The sequence below is a fragment of the Paenibacillus silagei genome (genome assembly GCF_017874735.1).
Taxonomy (GTDB): Bacteria; Bacillota; Bacilli; order Paenibacillales; family Paenibacillaceae; genus Paenibacillus_AQ; species Paenibacillus_AQ silagei.
In genome coordinates this window covers 454,674-479,319 of record NZ_JAGGLV010000002.1, presented here as the reverse complement: position 1 = coordinate 479,319, position 24,646 = coordinate 454,674, and the positions used below count along the sequence as shown (strand labels likewise).

Below are 24,646 nucleotides of genomic sequence, written 5' to 3'. Positions count from 1 at the left end.
ACGGGAACTACGGGAGCAACCGGGGCCACAGGTGTAACGGGAGTCACCGGAGCAACCGGGGTAACTGGAGTGACGGGCGCAACGGGAGTGACAGGAGCAACCGGAGTAACAGGAGCTACAGGCGCTACGGGAGTCACTGGAACTACCGGAGCGACAGGTGTAACAGGAGCTACGGGAACTACGGGAGCAACCGGGGCCACAGGTGTAACGGGAGTCACCGGAGCAACCGGGGTAACTGGAGTGACGGGCGCAACGGGAGTGACAGGTGTAACAGGAACAACAGGAATCACAGGAGCAACCGGAGTAACAGGAACAACAGGTGTAACAGGAACAACAGGAGTCACAGGGACAACAGGTGCTACCGGAGCCACGGGTACACCTACTCTGGCATTTTCCAATACTACGGGCTCGATAACGGTCTTTCCGCCATTGAATACAGAAGTTGTTGTCGCTTCGGTGACTCAGAACGTAGTGATATCCCAGCAGCTGAAAATAGATTACGCTATAGGATTAGAAACGGTTACTACGGCCAACTGGTCGATTGTTGATGAGCTACGACTCTACCGCGGTGCTACGCTGATCTCTACCAGAACCTTTAACCGTACCTTGAGTGCAGCGGGAACTCAACGTTTTCCTATAGCGGACACTTACGTAGACGTAGCCCCCGCTACAGCCTCTGTAACATATCAAGTTCGTGCGATAGTTACCTCGGCTAACAACGTAACCTCATCGGCAGCTTTCAATCGATATCTTAATATTATTACTTTCACGCCCTAATACTGCTTCATCGAGCAAACTAACAGCAAATAGCCTTAGCCCAGAAACTAGGCTAAGGCTATTATAATTGAGGGCAGGTGAATCATGCGCTTAAGCCGCTGAACGTGAACACACCGCTACCCCACCGGCAGATAGCCCTCCACGGCAGACATCATCATATAAGCTCCGTTGCTGTTGTTGCAGAGAGCAGTAATGGTCATGCCACGTTCGGGATAGTATGCGGAATGGAAGCTGATCCCGGGATCGTAGCCCATGATATGGTACTTTAGCACCTTTTCGCTGGGGCCGGCTTGTATCCACACGCCATAACCGTAATAGCTGTCCTTTCGCTCATAAATATGCGGTGTCAGCAGCAGAGCCTTGGTCTCTGCCTGTAACAGCTTGTGTTCAAGCAAGCCGCTCCACAGCTTATGCATATCCGCTGCCGTAACAAATGCCCCTCCGTCCCCGCCTCCGACCACCGGAATGGAGTAGATGTTGCTGGTCTTTTTCCCATTGCTGCTGTCGATGTATCCCTGAGCGGTGTGGGCCGGAAGTGCATCAAGCGCGAAGTAACCGGAATCCTTCATCCCGCAAGGCAGAAAAATATACTGTTCTACATATTCCGTGAACGGTTGCCCGCTGATGGCTTCTACGAGCATAGCAAGCATGATATATCCTGCATTGTTATAGTGAAAACGCCCGCCTGGGACGAATTTCATAGGAAGTCCGGCGAACAGCGGGAGGAAATCTCCAGGCCGCCTCAGCGTGTACATCGGGGTCTCCTTCCATAGTGCGGCGAAATCCTCCATCTCTTCTTCATCGAAGTAATCCGGTATGCCTGAGCTGTGAGTCAATAGCTGGTGCACGGTGATCGCTGGGTCGAACAATGGGAATTCCTGCTTCGGCAGGATGTCCAGTATTTTGGCGTCAAAAGAAAACAAACCCTGCTCTGCGAGCTGGCAGACCGCAATGGCGGTAAATAGTTTGCTGCCGGAAGCAATGGCGAAGCGGGTGTGGGCCTGGTTGAGCCGTACGTCCCCGATATTAGCTATACCAAAAGCTGCGGCTGCAAGGACATGCTCCCGTTCCGTCACTTGTACGACCCCTGAGAACCCCGTCCGCCGGGCCTCTTCACTGATAATCTGGACCAGCTTGTCCTTATTAATCTGATGTGCAGGCTTCATCCTATGAAGCACCTCCTGTCTGAAAATAAGCACCATTACCCTGTTATATTTCGCTGCTTGGGAGAATTAACCTTTATTCATTAGCGGTAAGCCGTAAGAGTGTACTCTGCGCGTAAGGTTTATCTGCAAAGGACAAGAAATGCTGTTCCAGTTTGGCAGGGCGGTACATTGTGGACATTTTGCGAGATGAGATAGTATAAATGCAAACATGACAAACATGAGCATGCATCCGGGGAGGAATTAGAATGGCACTTCATCAAACGATTACAGTCTTGAACGCACTGGACAGCGCTTATGTTAACAGTAAGCAGGTCAAGCAGTTATTCGCAGAATATCCTGCGGTTAAGGTTGAGATTCAGAAGGTGGAAGGGGAGAAGGGCAGCACAGAATTCGTCAAAATCACGATCCCGGGCAGCGAAGGCAAGCTTGGCGGCGGCTCTGCACCAACGTTCGGCATTGTCGGCAGACTAGGGGGGATCGGGGCGCGCCCGAGCCGGATTGGCCTGGTCTCTGATGCAGACGGTGCGGTAGCGGCTATTGCTTCTGCGCTGAAGCTGGCAGATATGCAGACCAAAGGGGATGTGCTGCTGGGAGATGTGCTGGTGACCACCCATATTTGCCCGGATGCGCCGACCCTGCCGCACGAGCCGGTGGATTTTATGGATTCCCCTGTTGATATTCTGCAGATGAATGAGCATGAAGTGCTGCCGGAGATGGAAGCGGTTCTTTCGATTGACACGACCAAAGGCAACCGTGTGGTTAACCACAAAGGGATCGCCATCTCACCTACTGTCAAAGAAGGCTATATTCTGCGGGTCAGCGAAGATTTGCTGCGGATCAAGGAGATGACGACAGGACAGTATCCGGTTACTTTTCCGGTGACGACACAGGATATTACGCCTTACGGCAACGGGCTGTACCATATCAATTCGATTCTTCAGCCTGCTGTAGCAACTTCTGCACCGGTGGTTGGATTGGCTATTACGGCCCAGTCGATGGTTCCGGGCTGTGGTACCGGTGCCAGCCATGAGGTGGATATTGCTCAGGCGGTGCGTTTTGCTATCGAGACGGCCAAGGAAGTAACGCAGGGGACATGTTCCTTCTACAACGAGGCGGAGTTTGCCAAAATTACTGAGTTGTACGGCTCCATGAGCGTGCTGCAGACGCTGGGCAAACCGGCAGTCACTTCTCACTAACAGGATAACAGATGTACGATTACAATCAGGCGCTGAGCTTCCTTCAGCGCCTGCTCTATTAGCACAGCTTGGCTGTAACCCATAGCGTCTGGAGGGACAAGAATGAAGAATATCGGGCTGATTACGATTGGGCAAGCACCCAGGCAGGATGTTGCGCCCATCATTGAGAAATATCTGGAAGGCAAGGCGGGACTGGTTCAGTCCGGGGTGCTGGACGGGTTCACGGCTGAACAGGTTAAGGAGTATTACAGTCCAGCCCCGGGGGAGTATGTGCTGACCACCCGCATGGCGGACGGGTCCGCTGCGGTAATCTCGCGGGAGCGGATACAGTCCGTTCTCCAAGGGAAGATTGATGCTATGGAAGCCGCTGGGATTCGGACGATCCTGCTGGCGTGTACGGGAGTTTTTCCGGGGCTGCATACGTCTGCTGCCCATCTGATTGAGCCGGACCGGATCATTCCTCCGGTCGTGCAGGCGATGCTGGACGGGCGCCGTCTGGGACTGATTGGCCCTTTGCCGGAGCAGGAGGACGCAATGATTGAGAAATTCGCAGGCGCCGGAGCCCGGCTGCCGTTCGCTGCGGCTTCACCTTATACGGGTACGGAAGCGGATTTTCGTGCCGCAGCAGAGCGTCTGCGGGATCATGCGGATGTGATCGTGCTTGACTGTATGGGATATGTGGAGCAGCATAGAGAGTGGGCAGCCTCCGCAGGAGTGCCTGCCGTGCTGTCCAATGCCCTGATGGGCAAGCTGGTCGCAGAAATGGTGTAATTCGGGAGGAAATGAAGATGAGTGAAGCAAGAATTGGAATTAGCATGAATGTTCTTAAGGATTGTCTCGGGCTTGCCGGCGGAGAACTGCTGGCTGTAGTAGCCGACGATGATAAGCGTGATCTGGCCGAGTCGGTCTATGAGGCGGGCAAAAGGCTGGGAGCGGAATCAATGCTGCTGGTCATGCAGCCACGGAGCAGATCGGGGGAGGAGCCTCCGGCTCCGGTTGCCGAAGCTATGGCTAAGGCGGATGTGGCTGTATGCATCACGACCCATTCGATGACACATACAGCGGCACGCAAGCAGGCAGCCGCAGCGGGAACCCGGGTAGCGACCATGCCGGGGATCACCGATGATATGTTCAGCCACGGCGCGATCACTGCGGATTATGGGCAGGTGAAGGCGCTGACCGAGCAGGTCGCTGCGCTCTTGTCTGCGGGCAGCCGGGTGCGTGTGGAGAAGGAAGGGATGGTTCTTAGTTTCTCTATTGACGGCCGGGATGGTATTCTCAGTACCGGATTATATCTAAATCCGGGAGAGTCAGGCAATCTGCCCTCCGGTGAAGCTTATATTGCACCGCTGGAAGGCACAGCTAGCGGCCAGATTAAGGTGGATGGCTCGGTAGCAGGGATTGGCGCACTGGATGGCCCGATGGTGCTGACCGTGGAAGATGGACGGCTGATCCATGCCGGCGGGGAGCATGGCGGCAAGCTGCTGGACATGCTTGGCGATGGCGATGGCCGGCTGCTGGGCGAATTCGGCATCGGGACCAATAACAAGGCCCGGATTACAGGCGTGGTTCTGGAAGATGAGAAGGTATACGGGACGATCCATGTGGCTTTTGGCAGCAATAATACGTTCGGCGGGGTCGTTGCCGCTGGCGTGCATATTGATGCTGTGGTCATGAAGCCGGATGTGTATATCGACGACAAGCTGATTATGCTGGCTGGGGAATTGCTGTAAGCAGAATGGAAGCTGCTGATTGCAAGGTTAAATAAGCCGCACCACAGATTTGTACGGGTGGTGCAATCGCCACTGTAGTGAACCTTTGGATTTCCGGCTGCTATTGCTGTTTACGGCTGAAATAGGGTGGCTGGTTATGCTTTTGCAGCATCTAAATCAAGGCGGTCAGGAGGAGATAGGATGTTTGGAATCATACGTGTCATTACATTGCAGGAGAACTCTGCAATCCAGTTACATGGAGATTTAATTGAGCGGCGGTATGGTCTGCCGGTGATGAGCCGCTGCATCCCGGATCAGCCCCGGGGTGTGTATGATGCGCAGACTGAGGCGGAATCCATTCCGAAGATTATAAGGCTTGCCGGGGAACTGGAGCAGCAGGGATGCACGGCTATCGGCATCAGCTGTGCTGCCGATCCGGCACTCTTGGAAGCCAGGGCAGTGGTGAATGTTCCTGTGCTGGGAGCGGGCTCCTGCGCGGCCCATATGGCTATGGCTTACAGCAACCGGGTGGGCGTGCTGACGATTCTGGAAGAGGTGCCGCCGCTCATCCGCGGTATTCTCGGCGGGGCTTACATTGGCATGGACCGCCCCGACGGCGTGACGACTACGCTGGATCTGAACACACCCGCCGGACGGGCAGGCGCGCTGGCGGGTGCCGCCCGGCTCGTAGAACGCGGCGCCGAAGCCCTTGTGCTGGCGTGCACAGGCTTCGCGACCATCGGACTGGCGGCGGAGCTGGAAGAACAGCTCGGCATTCGGGCGTTCGATCCCATACTCTGCCTTGGTGCCGCTGCCGCTGCGTCAGCCTCTGGTACGGGAGCTTCTGCTGCGGGAGAGGTGCATCGCTCGTAGCAAAGCCTTGTCTTGGGTGGTATTGCAGTTTGCTGAAATTCGCCGTTCCTGTAGGTGTGGTGCAGACTACGTGTATAGGCGATGTGTGGCAAGTAATGCGTGAAAACTAATGCGTGAAAACTAAGGTGCGGCAAACTAATAGCTATGATTTCCTTAAAGCGTTCCTCCTGGCTCAGGCCCGGGGGACGCTTGTTTGTTGTTAGGGAATTGGTGGAGCATTAGTGCCCCTGAATTCGGCGGATGCGGGCAAAGGGAGAGAATGAGGAGCATTAATGCCCCTGAATTCGGCGGATGCAGGCAAAGGGAAAGAATGAGGAGCATTAGTGCCCCTGAATTCGGCGGATGCAGGCAAAGGGAAAGAATGAGGAGCATTAATGCCCCTGAATTCGGCGGATGCGGGCAAAGGGAGAGAATGAGGAGCATTAGTGCCCCTGAATTCGGCGGATGCAGGCAAAGGGAAAGAATGAGGAGCATTAGTGCCCCTGAATTCGGCGGATGGACTATGAGGGTAGTAGGTCCGGGGAGCAGGAGAGTGGCGCGGCGTGGATGAGTAACATTTGACATTTACTGTGTTCAGTGAATGGTAGCGGAAACAAATTAGGGAATAGTTAGTTACAGAACCGTTGAATTGTTGTTGTGCGCCGTGCTGATTAGAGCAGTTAGTGAGGAGAGTCTGACATAGGTAACATATCTGCATACATCTGCCGTCCGTAACCAAAGGGATAAATCCCTTTGATCCGCCCCCTACACTCCTCAATCCCTCTCTCCTTCTCTCACCAACTTCCCATTCACTGCCCCAATCGACTCTCACCCCTCCCCAGCCCTTCCCCCTGCAACCGCTCTCCGACTATCCAATCGGCCATCCAATTTATTCCTAATGCACTTTCACACCGAAAATATGCTGTAAATGGATATGATTTTCCTGTGGCTTTGCGGAAATCTCTGATAAACTAGCGGGAACGCAAAAAGTGGGTTGGCGGCATTGTCATGGCATATTGGCATATTTCAGGAAAAATCATGAAATACTGAAGACAGCAGAGGGAGGCGGAAGGGTGAATACACGAGGAATTACGCTACGGGAGCTAATGGAGCTCTCGGTTCTTGGGAAAGCGAAGGTCATCAGCGGGGAGCAAGGGCTGGACCGGGTGGTCCGGTTCGTGGATATTATGGAGGTTCCGGATCTGAAGGGCTGGATCAGCGAAGGGGTGATGCTGCTGACGACAGCCTATTCGATCCGCCATGATCCTTCGCTGCTGACTGAGGTGATCTATACGCTTGATAATCTGGGCGCAGCGGCGCTGGCGATCAAGCCGGCCCGCTTCCTGAAGGAGATTCCACAAGGAGCCATCGAGGCCAGCAATGCCTGCGGTCTGCCGATTGTGGAGATCCCGCCCGAGATTCCGTACACGGATATCACCCAGCCGGTGATGGAGCTGCTGCTGGGACGGCAGGCGATGCTGCTGCGCCGGGCGGAGGAGGTCTACCGCACGCTGACCACCATGGTGCTGGAGAACAGCGGCATTCAGGCGGTCAGCGACAGCGTGGCCGAGTTCCTGAAGGCCCCGGTAGCACTCGTGGATACGGAGCGGAAAATTATCGTATCCTCCCCGGCAGACTATGACTGGGCGCAGAGCGACTCTCCGCTTAGCTGGAACATCCATGTGGACCGCCGGACGGTTGCCCGGCTGCTCGTCGACAAGGAGCGGCTGGATGATATGGAGGAGGTGGGCATCGAGCAAGCCCGGCTTGTGTTTGCCCTTGAAATAATGCGGCGTAAGGTAGCCGAGGATACGGAATTCCGTCTGCGCGGCAACTTCATCGATGAGCTGCTGACCCCGCCGCTGCCGTCGAGGCATGAGGTGCAGCGGCGGGCCCGCCAGCTCGGGATGAACCCTGAGCACAAGTGGGAGGTGGCCGTCATCGAAGGGGAGACGGCGCCGAGCGAGGAGACGGTGAACCGGCTGCTGGAGCGGGAGGCGAAGAAGCGCGGCGTCACGCCGCACGCCGAGTACCGTTCGAGCCGGGCGGTGCTGTTCCTGCCTACGCAGGAGGGGCGCAGGTTCACGCCGGGCGGTGACGCGGAGGAGCCGTGGGAGAAGACGCTGAGCGGCTGGCTGCAGGACAAGGCAGAAGGCTTAAGCAGTTACCGCTGCGGTATCGGCACCTCGGAATATCTCTGGGACATCCACACCAGTTATAACGAGGCGCGCAAAGCGCTGTCCATCTCCAGAAGACTCGGACAAGGCCCCGGCGGGATTACCCGCTACGAAGAGATGGAGGTCTATCATCTGCTGGAGGGGCTGGGCGGTCCGGGGTTCGAGAAGCTGTTCGAGCGCAAGCTGGGCAAGCTGCTGCAATATGACCAGGAGCATGACAGCAATATGCTGCTGACCTTCTATCATTATCTGGAGTGCCGGGGCAGTCTGATTGAGACGGCGAACAGCCTCTATATCCACCGCAACTCCGTCAAATACCGGCTGGAGCGGATTCGGGATATCACTGGCTTCGATCTGAATGATCCGCGCGAACAGTTCGTCTGCCATTTGTGCCTGATTTACTATTACCTCCAGGAAAAATAGGGCGCTTTGGAAGATTCCTGGAATGTCGTGTGAGTAAATCTAACATTCATAGTCCTTGATAGTGCACAATCGACAAACGGTTGTGCATTTTTTTAGCTGAACGGGACGTAGAGGGGCTGTGAAATTCTATGTAGAATTAGCTCAACACTTTAATAAGACACAGCATACGCGTATTACCTGACATGAGAGCGGAATTCCGTCACAGAGGCACAGCAGTCGAAGTCGTAAGGGGGTTGATTCATTGTTTGCTTATACATTAAAAAGATTGGTGCAGATGATTCCAGCCTTGCTCGGCATTATCGTCATCACCTTCATTCTGTCGAGAGTCCTGCCGGGCGATCCTGCGATTATGCTGGCCGGAGAGCAGGCTCCGGAGGATATTGTGAACAAGATCCGCCAGGATATGGGGCTGGACAAGCCGCTGTATATCCAGTTCTTCGCTTACATCGGGCAACTGCTGCAAGGCGATATCGGCTATGCCTATCACACCGGACATTCAGTCGCCAGTGACCTGGCTTCGCGCTTCCCGGCTACGATTGAGCTGACCCTGGCCAGCATCCTGATTGCAATTCTAATCGCCATTCCGGTAGGCATTGTGGCCGCTACCCGTAAGGAATCGCTGCTGGATCACATCTCGCGTGTATTTTCCCTGATAGGTGCTTGTGTGCCGATCTTCTGGCTCGGACTGATGTTCATCTATATCTTCTACTCCATTCTGGGCTGGGCACCGGCACCGATGGGCCGGATCAGCGGGGATCTTAACCCGCCGGTGCATATCACCGGGCTGTACGTGCTGGACAGTATACTCTCCGGCGACACCGCTGCACTTAAAAGCAGCCTCGCGCATCTCGTGCTCCCGGCGATCTGCCTCAGTACCGGTACGATGGCGATCATCGCCCGGATGACCCGCTCCAGCATGCTGGAGGTGGTCGATCAGGACTTCGTCCGCACCGCCCGGGCCAAGGGGCTGCGGGAATCAGCCGTCATCTACAAGCACGCACTGGTTAATGCGCTGATTCCCACGCTAACGGTGCTCGGACTCCAGTTCGGCTTCCTGATGGGCGGCGCGGTCATCACGGAGACGATCTTCTCCTGGCCGGGAATCGGCGGCTATGTCACCGACTCCATACTGGCAGCGGATTACGCGCCGATCCAGGCGTTCACCCTGGTCAGTGCCGTGCTCTACTGCGGAATTAACCTGGCGGTCGACCTGATCTACGGGTTCATTGACCCGAGAATCCGTTATGAATAGAACAGCTTGTGTGAGAGGAGGAGATTGCTTGTGAGCACTGCAGCACATTCAGCACAGGGCAGCCCGGCGAAGCCCGCACCGGCCAAGCCCCGGACCCTATTATCCCTGCTGCTGCACAACCGCCTGGCGGCCATCGGGCTGACCTTCATCCTGATCTGGACCGTGGTAGCCATTTTTGCCCCCTGGCTGGCTCCGCATGATCCGTTCGTCACAGATATGGCGAATAAGCTGCAGCCGCCCTCCGGCAGCCATTGGTTCGGAACCGACAACTTCGGCCGGGATATCCTCAGCCGGGTGCTGTACGGCGCACGGATCAGCATCTGGACCGGCCTGATCGCGGTCTCGATCTCCTTCCTGATCGGGATGCCGCTGGGCGGGATTGCCGCTTACTACGGTGGCCGGACCGGAACCATCATCATGCGGGTCATGGATGTATTGTTGTCCTTCCCGTCACTGGTATTGTCGATGGCGATTGCCGCCTCGATCGGAGCCGGACTCAGCAGCGCAATGATCGCCGTCGGCATTGTCGGCATTCCCGAATTCGCCCGGCTGATGTTCGGCCAGACGGTCTCTCTGCGGGAGAAGGAGTATATCGAAGCCAGCCGGGCCATTGGTGTGAAGGATAGAGTCATTCTGTACCGCCACATTCTGCCGAACGCCCTGGCTCCACTAATGGTGCAGGCTACGCTCGGGATGGGCTTCGCCATCCTGACTGCATCCAGTCTTAGCTTCCTGGGGCTGGGGGTCAGACCCCCGATTGCCGAATGGGGCGCGATGATCTCCGAAGGCCGGGAATATATCATTTCCGGGCAATGGTGGCTGGTTACTTTTCCAGGCCTCGGCATTGCTACCTCCATCTTAGGCTTCAACTTACTCGGAGACGGCTTCCGGGATGTGCTTGACCCGCGGTTGCGTTCGGGGAAATGAGGCGGAGCAGGGGAATCCCCCAAGGCTGCCCCATCCCCGATAGAGATAGATAGATTAACGTCAGCTGGAACGTAAGGCGGCAGATAATCATCAGCAGCACAAGTAGTTTTTATGCAAGCAGGATATAGAAAAGGGAGGAATTACCCGATGAAAAAAGTTAAACTGTTGTCCACACTCGTCGCTTTTTCAATCATGCTTGCCGGATGCGCCAGCAGCGCCAATCCGCAGACCCCTGCTGCCACTTCGGCAGGAACGGATACTGCAGCAACAGCAGCCCCGGTCAAAAAGAACCTTACAGTGGCCTATTCCGAGGGCGGCACCACGCTCGACCCGGCGGAAGCCAATGATCTGACCTCCGATACGCTTGTGCTGGCCGCTTATGATCAGCTGGTCACCTACGGCATCAAGACCGAGAATGGCGCCAGCATCGCCAATACCGAAGACATCAAGCCTATGCTCGCAGAGAGCTGGGAAGTGAATGCTGACAACACGGTGTATACGTTCAAGCTGAAATCCGGCGTGAGCTTCCAGAGCGGCAATCCGGTGGATGCCGAGGCGGTGGCGTACTCTTTTGAACGTGTGGCGAAGTCGAGCTCCGGCAGCTTCCTCTACGGCATGGCTTCCATTAAATCAGTGACGGTAAAAGACGCTTCGACCGTTGAAGTTACTCTGACTAATGCCAATCATAATTTCCTGCAGATTCTGGCGATGTACACCTTCTCCATCGTGGACCAGAAGACGGTAGAAACACAGGGTGCAGACTACCTGAAGACGAATGCCGCCGGTTCCGGCCCGTTCAAGCTTACGAAGTGGGACCCGGCTACCGAGGCTGTTTTCACAGCTAATGACAGCTACTGGCAGGGTGCGCCAAGCCTCGGCAAGGTAACCCTGAAGTTCACCAAGGAAGCTTCGAACCGCGTGCTGCTGCTGGGTAAGGGCGATGTAGACATGGCGATTGAGATTCCTCCGAAGGATGTGTCAACGCTTGAGACCAATAAGGCGCTGACCGTTGCTTCCAATGCAAGTAACCGGATTCTGTTCTTCGCCATGAACAACAAGGTCAAGCCGTTCGACAATGTAAAAGTCCGTCAGGCGATCAACTATGCGATTCCCTACGATCAGCTGCTGAGCGGGGTGATGTACGGCCAGGCCAAGCAGATGAAGAGTGCAGTAGCGAGCAACACGCCGGGCTTCACCGATGCAGGCTATGTGTATGAGTACAATCTGGACAAGGCCAAGGCACTGCTGAAGGAAGCAGGCTATGAGAAGGGCTTTGACTTCGACTTCACGCTGGGCTCCGGCTTCGATGACTGGGAAGATGATGCGGTCCTGATCCAGGCTGAGCTGGCCAAAATCGGAGTCAACATGAAGATCAACAAGCTGGCCCGCGCCCAGTTCCTGGAGCAGCAGAAGACCAATAATCTGACCTCTTATATCTCCAAATGGACTTCCTTCGTCAATGATCCCGGCTATCACCTCGGCTTCCTGCTGTACGGCAAGGGCTCTTCCAACTACATCAACTACCAGAATGCTGAAGTAGACAAGCTGTGGGAGCAGGCGAACCTGGAGACAGATACTGCGAAGCGCACAGAGCTCTACAAGCAGGCTCAGGAGATCATCACGACAGAAGCACCTTGGGCGTATCTCTACGAGTATAACCGCATTGTAGGGATGAGCAACAAGATCAGCGGCTACGCCTTCTATCCGGACGAAGTCATCCGCTTCTATCCGCTATCGATTACAGAATAAGCAGGTTTGGCTAAAAGAGAGCGGGCAGGCCTTAGGCCTTGTCCCTCTTCTTTGTCACAAATTCACAGTTCCTCCTGCCAGCCGCAAGGCGTGCAGCCTGGAACACAAAGGAGAATTCGTAACCCATGACAGACTGGAAAAGCAAGGTGCTGGAGGCCATTGATGCCGGGCAGGAGGAACTGCTTGCGCTCTGCTCTCAGCTGATCCGTTACCCTTCGGAGAATCCGCCGGGCGATTCACGGGAGATCAGCGCTTATATTATTGGTTATCTGAAAGAAGCAGGTATCGATACGGCGATCTATCCGGCCACCGAAACGATGTTCAATCTGGTGTCCACACTGGGCGCAGGCGCGGAGGAGCGCACCGGCAAAAAGCTGATTTACTGCGGACATACCGATGTCGTTCCGGCGGGAGACCGCTCGCGCTGGGATTTCGATCCGTTCTGCGGCGATATCGTGGATGGCTATCTGCTGGGCAGAGGCGCTTCGGATATGAAAGCAGGCCTGGCCGGGTTAATCTACGTCACTGCACTGCTGTCGAAGCTGGGCGTTCCGCTAAAAGGAGATCTCTCCCTGCTGATCGTGCCAGATGAAGAGACTGGCGGTCATCTCGGGGTTCCCTGGGTGCTGGAGCGCGGCCTGATTACCGGAACCGCTGCTGTGATTGCCGAGCCTTCCGGCCCGCTGAACCCGACCATCGGGCAAAAGGGCAGCTGCTGGTTCGAATTCACCGTGGAAGGCACACCGGGTCACGGCAGCTTGTCGCCTGTGGTTGGAGACAGCGCCATTGTGAAGGCCGCCAAAGGGATTGAAGCCTTACAGCGGCTATGGGATATCAAAGTGGACATTCCCGAGGAAGTTCAGGAGATTATTCGCATCTCGCAGGATTACGTGAAGGGCAGCGAAGAAGAAGATTCCCTCGCCTATCAGGTATTCGACCATGTGACGGTCAACATCGGAACGATTCAGGGCGGAACCAAGGTGAACGTAGTGGCGGACCGCTGCACCATTCAGGTCGATTCCCGCGTACCATTCGGGGTAGACTACCGGGATGTGCTGGACCGTGCCCGCTCCCTGCTGCTTGAAGCCGGCATTGAATCCGAGGTGAAGGGCTTCGGCTTCCAGGGCAATGCCAACTGGACCTCCAATGAGGAGCCGGTGGTCAAGGACCTGGTTGAGAGTATCTGTGAGGTGAGCGGGGAAGAAGCCTACGGTGTGCTGCAATGGGCCTCTAGCGACGCGCGCCATTTCCGCACTCATAACATTCCCGTTCTGCAATACGGACCGGCCGAGCTGTCCACCATTCATAATTTCAACGAGAAAGCTCCTGTCTGGCAGATTATCCAGTGTGCGAAGGTGTATGCTTTAACGGCGCTGAAATATCTGGGTGTAGAAGAAGAGAAATAGTATTTAAAAGAGTACCTGACTAATCATCGAAGCAAATACTTCACTTTGTGGGGTACTGGAGGGAGGGGCAATCATGACAGAACTGCTGGAAGTATCAGGGCTATGCACCGAGTTTCAGACAGCGGCAGGTACGATCCGTGCGGTGGACGGCATCAGTCTGTCAGTGCGCAAGGGAGAGACACTGGGCATTGTAGGCGAATCGGGCTGCGGCAAAAGCATTACCTCACTCTCAATCATGCAGCTCTTGCCCAAACGGATCAGCCGGATTGCTTCCGGCCAGATCCGCTTCGAGGGCAAGGATATGCTGGAGATGTCGATGAATGAGGTGCGGAATATCCGGGGGAACCGGATTGCGATGATTTTTCAGGAGCCGATGACCTCGCTGAATCCGGTGTTCAAGATCGGGCGCCAGATCTCCGAATCCGCCCGTTATCATCTGAAGCTGAGCAAGAAGGAGGCGGACGCGCGGGCGGTGGAGATGCTGCGCAAGGTAGGGATTCCCCGGCCGGAAAAGATTGCCCAGCAGTATGCCCATCAGCTCTCCGGCGGGATGCGGCAGCGGGTGATGATTGCAATGGCGATGGTCTGCAATCCTCAGCTGCTCATAGCCGATGAGCCGACGACAGCGCTGGATGTGACGATTCAGGCGCAGATCCTTGATCTGATGCGGGATCTGCAAAAGAACGAGGGCATGTCAATCCTGATGATCACGCATGATCTGGGGGTTGTCGCCGAGATGTGCGACCGGGTCGTCATCATGTACGCGGGTCAGATCGTCGAGGAGACAGATGTGGCTACCCTGTATAGCCAGCCGCTGCATCCGTATACTCAAGGGCTGCTGGCTTCCCTGCCTCAGCTGGCAGGGGATGAGGACCGCCTCAGCTCGATACCGGGCCAGGTGCCGAATCCGGCCAGCCTGCCGCCCGGCTGCCGGTTCGCACCGCGCTGTCCGGTAGCGGTGGACCGCTGCCGGGAGCAGCTCCCGGAGCTGCTTGAGGTGCAGCCGGGCCACACATGCCGCTGTATCCTGCAGCAGGAGGGGGTTCTATGACCACATTACTGGAAGTGCGCAATCTGAAGAAGCATTATCCGATCCGCAAGGGCTTCTTCTCTAAGCAGGTTGGTGCAGTCAAAGCCGTTGACGGCATAACCTTATCCGTAGAGCAGGGAGAGACGCTGGCAGTGGTCGGAGAATCCGGCTGCGGGAAATCGACCACCGGACGGGCCATTCTGCGGCTGATTGAGCCGACAGAAGGCGAGATTATGTTCGGCGGCACAGATGTGCGCAGCCTGAATACCGAGCAGCTACGCAGGTTCCGTACCGATATGCAAATGGTGTTCCAGGACCCTTACGCTTCGCTCGACCCCCGCTGGACCGTCCAGCGCATTCTGGAGGAACCGCTCCGTACCCACGGATCGGCCCCCGCCGGAGAGCTGAAGAGTAGGGTCGAGCAGCTGATGGAGGTGGTGGGTTTGTCCCCCTATCAGGCCCACCGTTTTCCCCATGAATTCTCCGGGGGCCAGCGGCAGCGGATCGGGATTGCCCGTGCGCTTGCGCTGAATCCGAAGTTCATTGTCTGCGATGAGCCGGTATCGGCACTGGATGTCTCCATCCAGGCCCAGGTGCTGAATCTGATGCAGGATCTGCAGGAGCAATACGGCCTGACTTATATGTTCATCTCGCATGACCTGTCAGTTGTGAAATTCATCAGCGACCGTGTGGCCGTCATGTACCTGGGGCGGATTGTCGAGCTGGCGCCGACGAAGGCACTCTTCGCGAAGCCGCTGCATCCGTATACCCAGGCGCTGATGTCTGCCGTTCCAGTGCCGAATCCGGGCCTGAAAAAGCAGCGCATCGTCCTGACGGGGGATGTTCCGAACCCTGAGACTCCGCCCACAGGCTGTGCCTTCCATCCCCGCTGTCCGCATGCGATGGACCGCTGCAAGTCGGAAGCGCCGGTGCTGCGGGAGCTGGACTCAGGCCATCAGGTGGCCTGTCATTTGTATTAAGTATATGTGCAGTGTGAGGAGGGGCCATCCGGCAGCGGGTGGCTCTTTGCTTTTGCTGGATGCGAAAAACAGAACACAATTGGCTGGCGCGAAGACAAGTGGACCGAATGTATGCTGAAAACATCATACATTGTTCTCGCACGCAGGCCCGTGGGCCGAATGTATGCCGAAAACAGCATACAATATGCACACACACAGGCCCGTGGTCCAAATGTAATCGGAAAACCGACCACATTCGGCGCTGCCGAGTTGCGTGGGTCCAATGTAATCGGAAAACCGACCACATTCGGAGCTGCGGAGGCCCGTGGTCCAAATGTAATCGGAAAACCGACCACATTCGGCGTTGCGGAGTTGCGTGGGTCCAATGTAATCGGAAAACCGACCACATTCGGCGCTGCCGAGCTGCGTGGGTCCAATGTAATCGGAAAACCGACCACATTCGGCGCTGCGGAGTTGCGTGGGTCCAATGTAATCGGAAAACCGACCACATTCGGCGCTACGGAGTTGCGTGGGTCCAATGTAATCGGAAAACCGACCACATTCGGCGCTGCGGAGTTGCGTGGGTCCAATGTAATCGGAAAACCGACCACATTCGGCCTCCCGCCTCCTACTTCCCCGCACCATACCAGACGCTTTTCCTGCCTGCTACGTCACCGGCAACACCGCCGGACTTTAGCCCTATTTATTAACCGGATGGGACAACGTCCCCCGTCTAGGCAGAATGACTTATTTTTGCAGAGTTTGCTCCGTTGTTAAGTGAATATTCTTTCAGAAATAACGCTGAAATATTTCATTGAAATTTGAAAAGAAAAATAAACCCTTCTATAATTGTATTAAATTAAAACTGATTTGGGAGGAGATGGGAGGATAACGTGAACAAACCACGACAATTATGGATTGATGCCGCCAAGGGATTCAGTATTATTTTTGTAGTAATGGGCCACTCCGGCGATGCGGCAGCGAATCATTATCTGTCCTGGTTCCGGATGCCTTTGTTCTTCATGCTTAGCGGACTTGTATTTAAGCCGGTTGAACCCGGGCGGTATTTGGGCTGGGCGGTCAAACGGACCAAGGGGCTGATGACTCCCTATTTTGCCTACGGACTCCTGATTGCTTCCGTGCTGCTGCTGTTCAACTTCAGTATACGAGGGTTCGCCGAGAATGTAGCGAGACTGCTCTACGGGGGATTGTCGCTCACGGGCCCTTACGGGGTGTTCTGGTTCATCACCTGCCTGCTGTTCACACAGCTGCTCTTCGGATACATTGTCCGTTATTCCCGCCGCACGCAATTTCTCCTGATCGCTTCTGCTTATCTCCTGTCACATCTCATCTCCCTGACCGCGCTCAGGAACTTCAATCTTCCCTGGAATGCAGATGTGTCCCTGCTCGCCATTACTTATTATGCGATCGGATTCTACGGCAAACAGGTGATCCCTGCGCTCATCCGCCGCTATTCGGCGCTGCCGGTGCTGCTTCCGTTATGTGCTCTTGTGCTGCTGCTGGAGCGGACGGGTGTCCTTCAATACAGCCTGAATATGAAATACAAGGAGTATACTTCGCTGCTGCTCGATCTTGCCGTGCCGCTGCTTATCTCATTGACTATTTGCGCCGCTGTGTACCGTCTCTCGAAGCTTGTTCCGCTGGACTGGATGGGCAGCCTGGGACGTAACTCCATTGCGATCATGTACCTGCATTTGCCTTTGAATTACGGGCTCAAATATCTCCTCGGGACGGATTACGGGCTGTTGCCCTTTACGCTGATCGGAGTGGGGGTGCCGCTGCTGGCCGCCAATTGGGCGGTACGCTCTCCTCTATTGTCCAGACTGTATCTCGGGCATAAGGGCGGCAGCCGTCCGGCAGTGAATTATAGCAACGCACGTTAATAAATAGGTGGACTAGTAATAGAAATGCACAAGCTCTTTTTCATATCTTTCATATACTTTAGTAGAATATGAAAAGGAGTGATAACGCATGGCCAAAACACTTTTGGATTATAACGCATCCGTAGTTACACCTATTACTAACGGGGTCTCCATCCCTGTTCCTATTTCTCCGGCTGGTATACAGATTGCAGGAACATCGGTGTATATCGATCCCGCAGTTCCAGGACATTTCCCCAATAAGGTGGAACTGAAAGCCACCATCGGCGTGGATGTTACTCTGGATACGCCCAATGTGCTGGTCCGCATCTGGCGGGCAGGTACCGAAATCTTCTATGCACTGGTAGAGCTGGAGGAGAATTTCAATGACGATGGTATTATCTCGCTGCATATGGTAGATATCAACGTCCCGGCCGGTGTCCAGAACTATCAGCTGATTGTAGAGAACCAGGATGTCGGCTCCGTTGCCACAGTGGTGGGACCTGTTATTTTCAGCGCTTTGGCTATCGGCGGCTAAGCTATTCATAGCAGTACCGGAAAGGGGCTTTCTCAAGTATCTGTGAAGATACCGGGGGAGGCTCTTTTTTTTGTGCGTGAAATGGAATAATTTCCTGCCTTTCTGACGAAACTGGAACACAGTACCTGTGAAATGAAGGTTAAGTTCAGGAGGGGAACCATTGTGAGGAAAATTCGTTATGTAACGCTTGTGCTGTGCATTGCTGTATCGGTTCTGGGAGGCGCTACCGGAGCCTGGGCCGAGGAAAAAGCCAAAGGCACCGCAAATTCCGGCAATGCCGGAGGGGCGGCTGCTACGCTTGCGCCAGGGGCGCGTTCTGCCATTCTGATGGATGCCAGCACGGGCACGGTCATCTATGAGAAGAACAGCCATGATAAACTTCCGCCGGCCAGTATTACCAAGATTATGACCATGCTGCTGACGGTGGAGGCGCTGGATGAGGGCAAACTGCAGCTGACCGACAAGGTGCGGACCAGCGAGTATGCGGCATCGATGGGCGGTTCACAGATTTTTCTGGAGCCGGGTGAGGAAATGACGGTTGACGATATGCTGAAGGGCATCGCAATGGCGTCCGGCAATGATGCTTCCGTAGCTATGGCGGAGAAAATCGCCGGCTCGGAGAGCGCCTTCGTCGATCTCATGAACCAGAAGGCGCAGGACCTGGGCCTGAAGGATACTCATTTCGCCAACTGCAACGGCCTGCCGGCTGCGAATCATTATTCCTCCGCGCATGATATTGCCGTCATTAGCCGGGAGCTGCTGAAGCATGAGCAGATTATCAAATACACCGGCTCTTATCAGGATTACCTGCGCAAGGATTCCACCAAGCCGTTCTGGCTGGTGAACACCAACAAGCTGGTGCGGTTCTACACGGGGGCTGACGGGCTGAAGACGGGATATACGTCCGAAGCGAAGTTCTGCCTGTCGGCGACGGCGGCCAGAGATGGCCTGCGCGCTGTAGCAGTGGTGCTGGGCGAGCCGAACACCAAGACCCGCAACAGCGAGGTCTCGGCGATGTTCGACTACCTCTTTTCCCAATATAAACTGCATACGATTCACAAGGAAGGCGACACCATCGGCACGGTGAGGATTGAGAAGGGCGTGAAGTCGCAGCTCCCGCTGGTGGCGAAGGAAGACTATAGTGTCCTGCTCCGCAAAGGAGTAACCCAGGAGGGTATCCGCCATGAGCTGGTGCTGAATGAGCAGGTGAAGGCTCCGGTGGCCGAAGGCCAGACGGTCGGCAAGCTGGTAGTCTACCAGGGGAACGATGTATTGAAGGAATACGAGTTGAAGGCAGGCGAAACGGTAGCCAAGGCGGGCTGGTGGAAGCTGTTCAAGCGGGCAACGGGCGCTATGTTTACGAATGATTAATTTCTTGCATTTTGTAGATTGAACCAGGGGCTTTGTGTAAGTTCTTAGGGGTTTTCTTCTAGTTTTGTCGTGAGGCAGGAATCCTCAATTGCGGTGTAGAAACCTTGTCCTTGTAGGGGAAAGAAATAGTTACAGGGCGGTTGTCCAAGCAACGAAGAGGAGAGTGGCAAGCATGAATTCTCATGTGGAGATGGAGCATCACCGGGGTGTGCTGATTGTCCGGTTGTCCGGGGAACTGGACCATCACGCAGCCGATTATGTACGTATGGATATGGATGAAGCGATTATGCGGGGCCAGGTGGAGCATCTGATCCTGAGTCTGAAGGAGCTGCAGTTCATGGACAGCTCGGGTCTCGGAGTGATTCTGGGGCGCTACAAGCTGATCCGCAGTAAGGGCGGCAAAATGGCAGTCTGCGATGCCACAGCGCCTGTGAAGCGCCTGCTGGAAATGTCGGGCCTGTTCAAAATCATGCCCCTATATGACGACGAGAGCGCTGCACTCTCGGATTTGGAGGTCGCGTTATGACTAGTAGCGAAGCTCGTAACTTCATGAGTGTCCAGTTTGCTGCGTTGTCGGAGAATGAATCGTTCGCGCGTGTGGTAGTGGCTGCCTTTGTCTCCCGGCTCGACCCGACGATGGAGGAGCTGAATGACTTGAAGACGGTAGTCTCGGAGGCTGTCACCAATTGTATTATTCACGGTTATGACAGTGATCCCGCAGGTGTTGTCAGCATATCCGCTTCCCTTGAGAATGAGACCGTGCATCTGACCATTGAGGATAAGGGCCGGGGCATTGAGGATCTGGAGCTGGCCCAGCAGCCGCTGTATACCTCGAAGCCGGAGCTGGAGCGGTCAGGTATGGGCTTCACCATTATGGAGAATTTCATGGATGAATTCGAGGTTATCAGCGAACCGGGACGCGGAACCTCAATCTCCATGAAGAAAACCATCGTCTCGAAAAAAGCTTTATACAATTAGGGGTTGGAGCCATGGATGCAGAATCAAAAAAAGCTCCGCCGACCTATTTGGACGATGCGGAGGTCAAACGTCTAATCGCGCTCAGTCAAGCCGGGGACCATACGGCCCGCGACACGCTGGTCAACTGCAATATCCGCCTCGTCTGGTCGGTGGTGCAGCGGTTTATGAACCGCGGATATGAACCGGATGATTTGTTCCAGATCGGCTGTATCGGACTGCTGAAGTCCGTTGATAAATTCGACCTCAGCTATGAGGTCAAGTTCTCCACCTATGCGGTACCGATGATTATCGGCGAGATCCAGCGGTTCCTCCGCGATGACGGCACGCTCAAGGTCAGCCGCTCGCTGAAGGAGATGGCCAACAAGGTGCGCAAGATGAAGGATGAGATGTCCAAAACGCTCGACCGCCTCCCGACCATCGGTGAAGTGGCCGAAGCGCTGGGCGTCACGCCCGAAGAAATCGTCTTCGCCCAGGAAGCCAACAAGCCGCCGACTTCGATCCACGAGACCGTCTTCGAGAACGACGGCGATCCGATCACACTGATCGACCAGATCGCCGACGAGTCGCAGGAGCGCTGGTTCGACAAGCTGGCCTTGAACGAGGCCATCGGTGCGCTAACCGAGCGCGAGCGTCTGATCGTGTATCTGCGCTATTACCGCGATCAGACCCAGTCGGAAGTCGCCAGCCGCCTCGGCATCTCGCAGGTGCAGGTGTCGAGGCTGGAGAAGAAAATCCTCGCGAACATCCGCGAGCAGATTGCGCAGTAGCGGTGGAAGTTACAGCGCGTCTCGGCTGATACTGCCGCAGCTCAGTAAGTTCGATACAGCAGTCGGGTTAGCTGTGGAGCTTAGCAAGAGTTAAGTATGTGATGTACAGTGACGGGTGCAAGGGGGCCGCCCCCTAGAGGGGCGGCTTTTTGCGTGCGCTCAAAGTGACCATGCACCCCACTGCCGATTATTGTATTAACCGGACTCAGATCCCCTTATTTGGCCGAAACGTCTCTTTTTGAGCCTGAAACGGACTCCCCGATGGACCCCTCCGATGGTCTAGCGCACGGTTATACCAGCGGCTTCACATATGCTAAACTAGGCTAAACTCGCAACAATCGATAATTTTGAATACTAACAACAATGCAAAATGACTATGGAGGGCTAAACCCAATGGATTATGCGAAGCTCAGCAAAGAGGTCTCCTACGCCCTGCGTCACGCGCCGTGGGAATATGAACTGGAATTGGATGAACAGGGGTGGGTGGATATTGAACAGCTGCTCCACTCGCTGCATCAGGACAAGAAGTGGGACACAGTCGGTGCAGAGGATCTGGACAAAATGATCGCAGCATCGGATAAGCAGCGGCATGAGCTTGCGGAGGGCAGAATAAGGGCGCTATATGGTCACTCGGTCCCGCAAAAAATAATCAAGCAGGCTGAAACGCCGCCCCCTATTCTGTACCACGGTACAGCCAGGCAATGGGTGGAGACGATTCTGCACGAAGGACTGAAACCGATGAAGAGGCAGTATGTTCATTTCTCGGTGGATACGGATACAGCCAAGCTGGTGGGAGGACGCAAGGATTCAAGTCCTGTAATCTTAACCATCGATGCCGGGCGGGCCGCACAGGAAGGAATCAAGTTTTACCACGGAAATCATAATATCTGGCTCGCGGACTATATTCCGCCCGAATTCATTACTGACTTGTAGCCTACGCTAACCAGCCACAGCCAACCATAACAAAAAGCGCCCCAGGCCAGCCAGTTCGCGGCTCGCGGGACGCTTTTATCTTTTACCATATGTTCACAAATCTCTTCTTAAGGCGCTACAATCGCACCTGTCGAAATCATATAATTACCGGGTGCAAAATAGTTCCCGGCGTCTTCGCCGGATAAGGTGTAGACCACAGTGATGAGTTTGCCGCTGCCGACAGCAGCATCGTTGTAGGTTGCTGTTGCACTGACGGTAACATCATCGCCAGGAATGACTCCGGTCAGAGTACCCGGGGTGATCTGGACCGATGCATTACCATCGTAGGTCTTGGATTCTGTGATCACTGGTGCTGTAATGTCCAACTGCAAGGCAGTGATAATACCTGTGTTAATGGTATAGCTAACAGGTGGATAATAGTTACCTGCATCTGCTCCTGTTAAGGTGTAGGAGATGGTGATGATTTTGTTCACTCCCACGTTAGGAGTGTCATAGGTTCCGGCAGCATGCACGTTCACATCATCCCCTTCAAAAATTCCGGTTACGGCACCGGCAACCACTGCCGCTGCGGTAGTTCCGTCATAGACTCTGGAGCGTGTGATCTGATCCCGGTCAATCTCGCCATTGGTGGTGATGTAGCTCACAGGTGCAATATAGTTGCCTGCATCTGCTCCGCTAAGTGTATAGACTACAGTTATGGTCTTGTTCGTCCCAATGGATGATGTGTCATAGTTGGCAACGGCGTTCACACTGACATCCTCACCTGGAACTACCCCAATAAGCCGTCCGGGAGTCACCGCCGCTGCCGTGGTTCCGTCCTTGAACTTCGCCAAGGTCAAATTCGGAGCTTCGATGGTTAATGGATGGAGTGCGATGCTGCCCGTATTCACGATATAGGGAGCGGGTGCAAGATAGCTGGCTGCTTGTGCTCCGCTTAATGTGTAGGTAACGGTTATAGTCTTGTTCACCCCAAGCGCTGCACTGTTGTAGGTAGCAGAGGCCAGCACTTCAACATCGTCACCGCTAAGCACACCGGTCAGCGAATTTGCGGTTACTGCTGCAAGAGCAGTGCCGTCATAGGTTTTGGACTCCGTCAAGGAGGCGGGAAGCCCTATAGTCAGCTCAATCGCTTTAACCTCAATCGTGCTGGAAGGGGCCGAGATATTGCCGGAGCCATCTACAGCATACACAACATAATGACCGGCTGGCAGACCCTGCGTGTTCAGCGGGGAATAGACGGAGGCGGTTACCGCCAGCTTTTTACCCAGAGAGGCATGAACAGAATCTTCCAGACTCGTTGTCGTTACGACCACTGTGGAGGGGACCAGATACAAATAACCCGCTTCGTTGCTTGTTCCATATACATTGTCTCCTACAGTCACCGCTCCAAGGGTCACACTTGTGAGTATAGGGGCTGACGTATCACCCGGATCAGGAGTAGGTGTCGGCGTAGGAGTAGGTGTGACTGTAGGCGTAGGTGTAGGTGTAGGTGTTGGTATATCTGTAGGTACTGGTGCAGCTGTAGGCGTAGCCGTTGGATCGGATGGGACATAGGTGCTCCGGACAGGCGTAGGTGTAGCAGTTGGTGTGGCAGTTGGACTAGCTGCTGGAGAGATGGTTGCTGAAGGGGTGCCTCCACCATTTCCAGGAGTATTGGCCGGAGCCTCCTCAATAGCTTTGGTCCGTGTTAAGGACACTACGGCTTCTGCACGGGTAATTTCCCTGCCAGGTCTGAAGCTGTTATCTTCGGAGTAACCCTTCATGACTCCTGCCGCAGCCACGGCGTTGACAGAATCCAGTGCCCAGGCGGCAATGTCCTTGGAATCGCTGAAAAGAGCACCGGTCTTAGCTGCATCCAGCTTCAATAACCGGTTGATGATCACTGCGGCTTCCTGTCTGCTGATCGTCTTGCCGGTACCGATGGTACCATCTGAATATCCGCTGATATATCCGGCTTTCACGGCTTTGGCAACCTCGGTGTAGGCCCAGTTGCTTGTAGAGAGATCCTTATAGGCAACAGGTGCCGTCTCGGTGAATCCGAAGGCGCGGTTGATGAGCGCCATGAACTCTGATCTTTTCAGACTATTGTCCGGTTTGAAGCTGCCATCGGCGTATCCCTGAATGAGCCCTTTGTCAACCCAATCGGTAACTTCATTCTGTGCCCAGTGGCCTGTGATTCCAGTTAATGAAGGAGCTGCTGCGCCAAAAGCTGTTCCGGCAGAAGAATATAGTGCAGTTACTATCATTAGTGTAGAGAGAAAAAGCTTGCCCGGTGTATGGTTCAATGTTTTGCCTCCTGAAAGTGTATTATCTTCGCTGACATAGGCCGTGGGTATCACTTAATATCCTCCGGGCAACAGTTTTGGCCTCCGAGCTTGGCTAAATGAAATAATAGTAACACATATCATTTGAAATTGATTTAAATAAATATAATCATTGTAAATTTAATTTACCAAAATATAAATCTAACACTGGTCAATACATTCTGCACCCTCTTTGTAACCTTTTCCTCCCGGACCGGCACTTATCATTAGAACACGATAAAAATACAGA

General features: G+C 54.7%; 20 protein-coding genes and 1 pseudogene. 19 read left to right on the top strand and 2 right to left on the bottom strand.

Annotated features, from left to right (window positions below; all coding sequences use genetic code 11):
• Positions 1-777, top strand: a pseudogene (locus J2Z70_RS05500) (hypothetical protein); the annotation flags it as partial.
• 116 nt (positions 778-893) lie between these two features.
• Here J2Z70_RS05500 and J2Z70_RS05495 read toward each other — a convergent pair.
• The gene (locus tag J2Z70_RS05495) at positions 894-1,943 is read right to left on the bottom strand and encodes a serine hydrolase domain-containing protein (RefSeq protein WP_209870176.1); all 1,050 of its coding nucleotides are present in this window, start codon (positions 1,941-1,943) and stop codon (positions 894-896) included.
• Between the two features lie 245 nt (positions 1,944-2,188).
• Here J2Z70_RS05495 and J2Z70_RS05490 point away from each other — a divergent pair, with 245 nt between their 5' ends.
• The 18 genes from J2Z70_RS05490 to J2Z70_RS05405 all read left to right on the top strand — a co-directional run bounded on the left by J2Z70_RS05490 (position 2,189) and on the right by J2Z70_RS05405 (position 22,093).
• Positions 2,189-3,139, top strand: coding sequence for a DUF1177 domain-containing protein (locus J2Z70_RS05490; protein ID WP_209870174.1), 951 nt, complete (start codon positions 2,189-2,191; stop codon positions 3,137-3,139).
• Between the two features lie 102 nt (positions 3,140-3,241).
• Positions 3,242-3,910, top strand: a complete 669-nt coding sequence (locus J2Z70_RS05485; RefSeq protein WP_209870171.1) for an AroM family protein — start codon at positions 3,242-3,244, stop codon at positions 3,908-3,910.
• Positions 3,911-3,927: 17 nt separating this feature from the next.
• Entirely contained in the window at positions 3,928-4,872 is a 945-nt protein-coding gene (locus J2Z70_RS05480) for an aminopeptidase (protein ID WP_209870168.1), read from the top strand.
• Between the two features lie 180 nt (positions 4,873-5,052).
• Positions 5,053-5,724 (top strand): aspartate/glutamate racemase family protein, encoded by a 672-nt coding sequence (locus J2Z70_RS05475; protein ID WP_209870165.1) that lies wholly within the window; start codon positions 5,053-5,055, stop codon positions 5,722-5,724.
• Between the two features lie 1,052 nt (positions 5,725-6,776).
• A complete protein-coding gene (locus J2Z70_RS05470; RefSeq protein WP_209870163.1) occupies positions 6,777-8,303 on the top strand; it encodes a PucR family transcriptional regulator in 1,527 nt (508 codons plus the stop codon).
• Between the two features lie 241 nt (positions 8,304-8,544).
• Positions 8,545-9,555 (top strand): ABC transporter permease, encoded by a 1,011-nt coding sequence (locus J2Z70_RS05465; RefSeq protein WP_209870160.1) that lies wholly within the window; start codon positions 8,545-8,547, stop codon positions 9,553-9,555.
• A 30-nt stretch (positions 9,556-9,585) separates the two neighbouring features.
• Positions 9,586-10,482, top strand: a complete 897-nt coding sequence (locus J2Z70_RS05460) for an ABC transporter permease (protein WP_036727473.1) — start codon at positions 9,586-9,588, stop codon at positions 10,480-10,482.
• A 147-nt stretch (positions 10,483-10,629) separates the two neighbouring features.
• Positions 10,630-12,231, top strand: a complete 1,602-nt coding sequence (locus tag J2Z70_RS05455; protein ID WP_209870157.1) for an ABC transporter substrate-binding protein — start codon at positions 10,630-10,632, stop codon at positions 12,229-12,231.
• Between the two features lie 125 nt (positions 12,232-12,356).
• Positions 12,357-13,637, top strand: a complete 1,281-nt coding sequence (locus J2Z70_RS05450) for a M20 family metallopeptidase (RefSeq protein WP_209870155.1) — start codon at positions 12,357-12,359, stop codon at positions 13,635-13,637.
• A gap of 73 nt (positions 13,638-13,710) precedes the next feature.
• On the top strand, positions 13,711-14,688 hold the full coding sequence (locus J2Z70_RS05445) for an ABC transporter ATP-binding protein (protein WP_209870152.1): 978 nt from the start codon (positions 13,711-13,713) through the stop codon (positions 14,686-14,688).
• Positions 14,685-15,647, top strand: a complete 963-nt coding sequence (locus J2Z70_RS05440) for an ABC transporter ATP-binding protein (RefSeq protein WP_209870149.1) — start codon at positions 14,685-14,687, stop codon at positions 15,645-15,647. Before J2Z70_RS05445 ends, J2Z70_RS05440 begins: the two co-directional genes overlap by 4 nt.
• An 872-nt stretch (positions 15,648-16,519) precedes the next feature.
• Positions 16,520-17,530 carry an acyltransferase family protein gene (locus J2Z70_RS05435; protein ID WP_209870146.1) on the top strand — a complete coding sequence of 337 codons (1,011 nt, stop codon included), beginning with the start codon at positions 16,520-16,522 and terminating at the stop codon, positions 17,528-17,530.
• Between the two features lie 88 nt (positions 17,531-17,618).
• Entirely contained in the window at positions 17,619-18,044 is a 426-nt protein-coding gene (locus J2Z70_RS05430) for a hypothetical protein (RefSeq protein ID WP_209870143.1), read from the top strand.
• A gap of 132 nt (positions 18,045-18,176) precedes the next feature.
• The gene (locus tag J2Z70_RS05425) at positions 18,177-19,415 is read left to right on the top strand and encodes a D-alanyl-D-alanine carboxypeptidase family protein (RefSeq protein WP_209870140.1); all 1,239 of its coding nucleotides are present in this window, start codon (positions 18,177-18,179) and stop codon (positions 19,413-19,415) included.
• A gap of 172 nt (positions 19,416-19,587) precedes the next feature.
• The gene (gene spoIIAA / locus J2Z70_RS05420) at positions 19,588-19,941 is read left to right on the top strand and encodes an anti-sigma F factor antagonist (protein ID WP_036727462.1); all 354 of its coding nucleotides are present in this window, start codon (positions 19,588-19,590) and stop codon (positions 19,939-19,941) included.
• Positions 19,938-20,393 carry an anti-sigma F factor gene (spoIIAB, locus tag J2Z70_RS05415; RefSeq protein ID WP_036727460.1) on the top strand — a complete coding sequence of 152 codons (456 nt, stop codon included), beginning with the start codon at positions 19,938-19,940 and terminating at the stop codon, positions 20,391-20,393. Before spoIIAA ends, spoIIAB begins: the two co-directional genes overlap by 4 nt.
• 11 nt (positions 20,394-20,404) lie before the next feature.
• Positions 20,405-21,160, top strand: a complete 756-nt coding sequence (gene sigF, locus J2Z70_RS05410) for an RNA polymerase sporulation sigma factor SigF (protein ID WP_036727459.1) — start codon at positions 20,405-20,407, stop codon at positions 21,158-21,160.
• Positions 21,161-21,553: 393 nt separating this feature from the next.
• Positions 21,554-22,093: an RNA 2'-phosphotransferase gene (locus J2Z70_RS05405; protein WP_209870137.1), complete on the top strand. Its 540-nt coding sequence runs from the start codon at positions 21,554-21,556 to the stop codon at positions 22,091-22,093.
• A 107-nt stretch (positions 22,094-22,200) separates the two neighbouring features.
• Here J2Z70_RS05405 and J2Z70_RS33605 read toward each other — a convergent pair whose 3' ends face one another.
• Positions 22,201-24,378 (bottom strand): YDG domain-containing protein, encoded by a 2,178-nt coding sequence (locus J2Z70_RS33605; RefSeq protein ID WP_209870136.1) that lies wholly within the window; start codon positions 24,376-24,378, stop codon positions 22,201-22,203.
• Between the last annotated feature and the right edge of the window lie 268 nt (positions 24,379-24,646).

What these genes read in the sequence shown, in the direction of transcription:
- J2Z70_RS05440 (WP_209870149.1), top strand. Translation starts at nt 14,685, where the DNA reads ATGACCACATTACTGGAAGTGCGCAATCTGAAGAAGCATTATCCGATC.
- J2Z70_RS05495 (WP_209870176.1), bottom strand. Translation starts at nt 1,943, where the DNA reads ATGAAGCCTGCACATCAGATTAATAAGGACAAGCTGGTCCAGATTATC.
- J2Z70_RS05475 (WP_209870165.1), top strand. Translation starts at nt 5,053, where the DNA reads ATGTTTGGAATCATACGTGTCATTACATTGCAGGAGAACTCTGCAATC.
- J2Z70_RS05450 (WP_209870155.1), top strand. Translation starts at nt 12,357, where the DNA reads ATGACAGACTGGAAAAGCAAGGTGCTGGAGGCCATTGATGCCGGGCAG.
- J2Z70_RS05430 (WP_209870143.1), top strand. Translation starts at nt 17,619, where the DNA reads ATGGCCAAAACACTTTTGGATTATAACGCATCCGTAGTTACACCTATT.
- sigF (WP_036727459.1), top strand. Translation starts at nt 20,405, where the DNA reads ATGGATGCAGAATCAAAAAAAGCTCCGCCGACCTATTTGGACGATGCG.
- J2Z70_RS05445 (WP_209870152.1), top strand. Translation starts at nt 13,711, where the DNA reads ATGACAGAACTGCTGGAAGTATCAGGGCTATGCACCGAGTTTCAGACA.
- J2Z70_RS05425 (WP_209870140.1), top strand. Translation starts at nt 18,177, where the DNA reads ATGAAGGTTAAGTTCAGGAGGGGAACCATTGTGAGGAAAATTCGTTAT.
- J2Z70_RS05405 (WP_209870137.1), top strand. Translation starts at nt 21,554, where the DNA reads ATGGATTATGCGAAGCTCAGCAAAGAGGTCTCCTACGCCCTGCGTCAC.
- J2Z70_RS05490 (WP_209870174.1), top strand. Translation starts at nt 2,189, where the DNA reads ATGGCACTTCATCAAACGATTACAGTCTTGAACGCACTGGACAGCGCT.
- J2Z70_RS05485 (WP_209870171.1), top strand. Translation starts at nt 3,242, where the DNA reads ATGAAGAATATCGGGCTGATTACGATTGGGCAAGCACCCAGGCAGGAT.
- J2Z70_RS05455 (WP_209870157.1), top strand. Translation starts at nt 10,630, where the DNA reads ATGAAAAAAGTTAAACTGTTGTCCACACTCGTCGCTTTTTCAATCATG.
- spoIIAB (WP_036727460.1), top strand. Translation starts at nt 19,938, where the DNA reads ATGACTAGTAGCGAAGCTCGTAACTTCATGAGTGTCCAGTTTGCTGCG.
- spoIIAA (WP_036727462.1), top strand. Translation starts at nt 19,588, where the DNA reads ATGAATTCTCATGTGGAGATGGAGCATCACCGGGGTGTGCTGATTGTC.
- J2Z70_RS05480 (WP_209870168.1), top strand. Translation starts at nt 3,928, where the DNA reads ATGAGTGAAGCAAGAATTGGAATTAGCATGAATGTTCTTAAGGATTGT.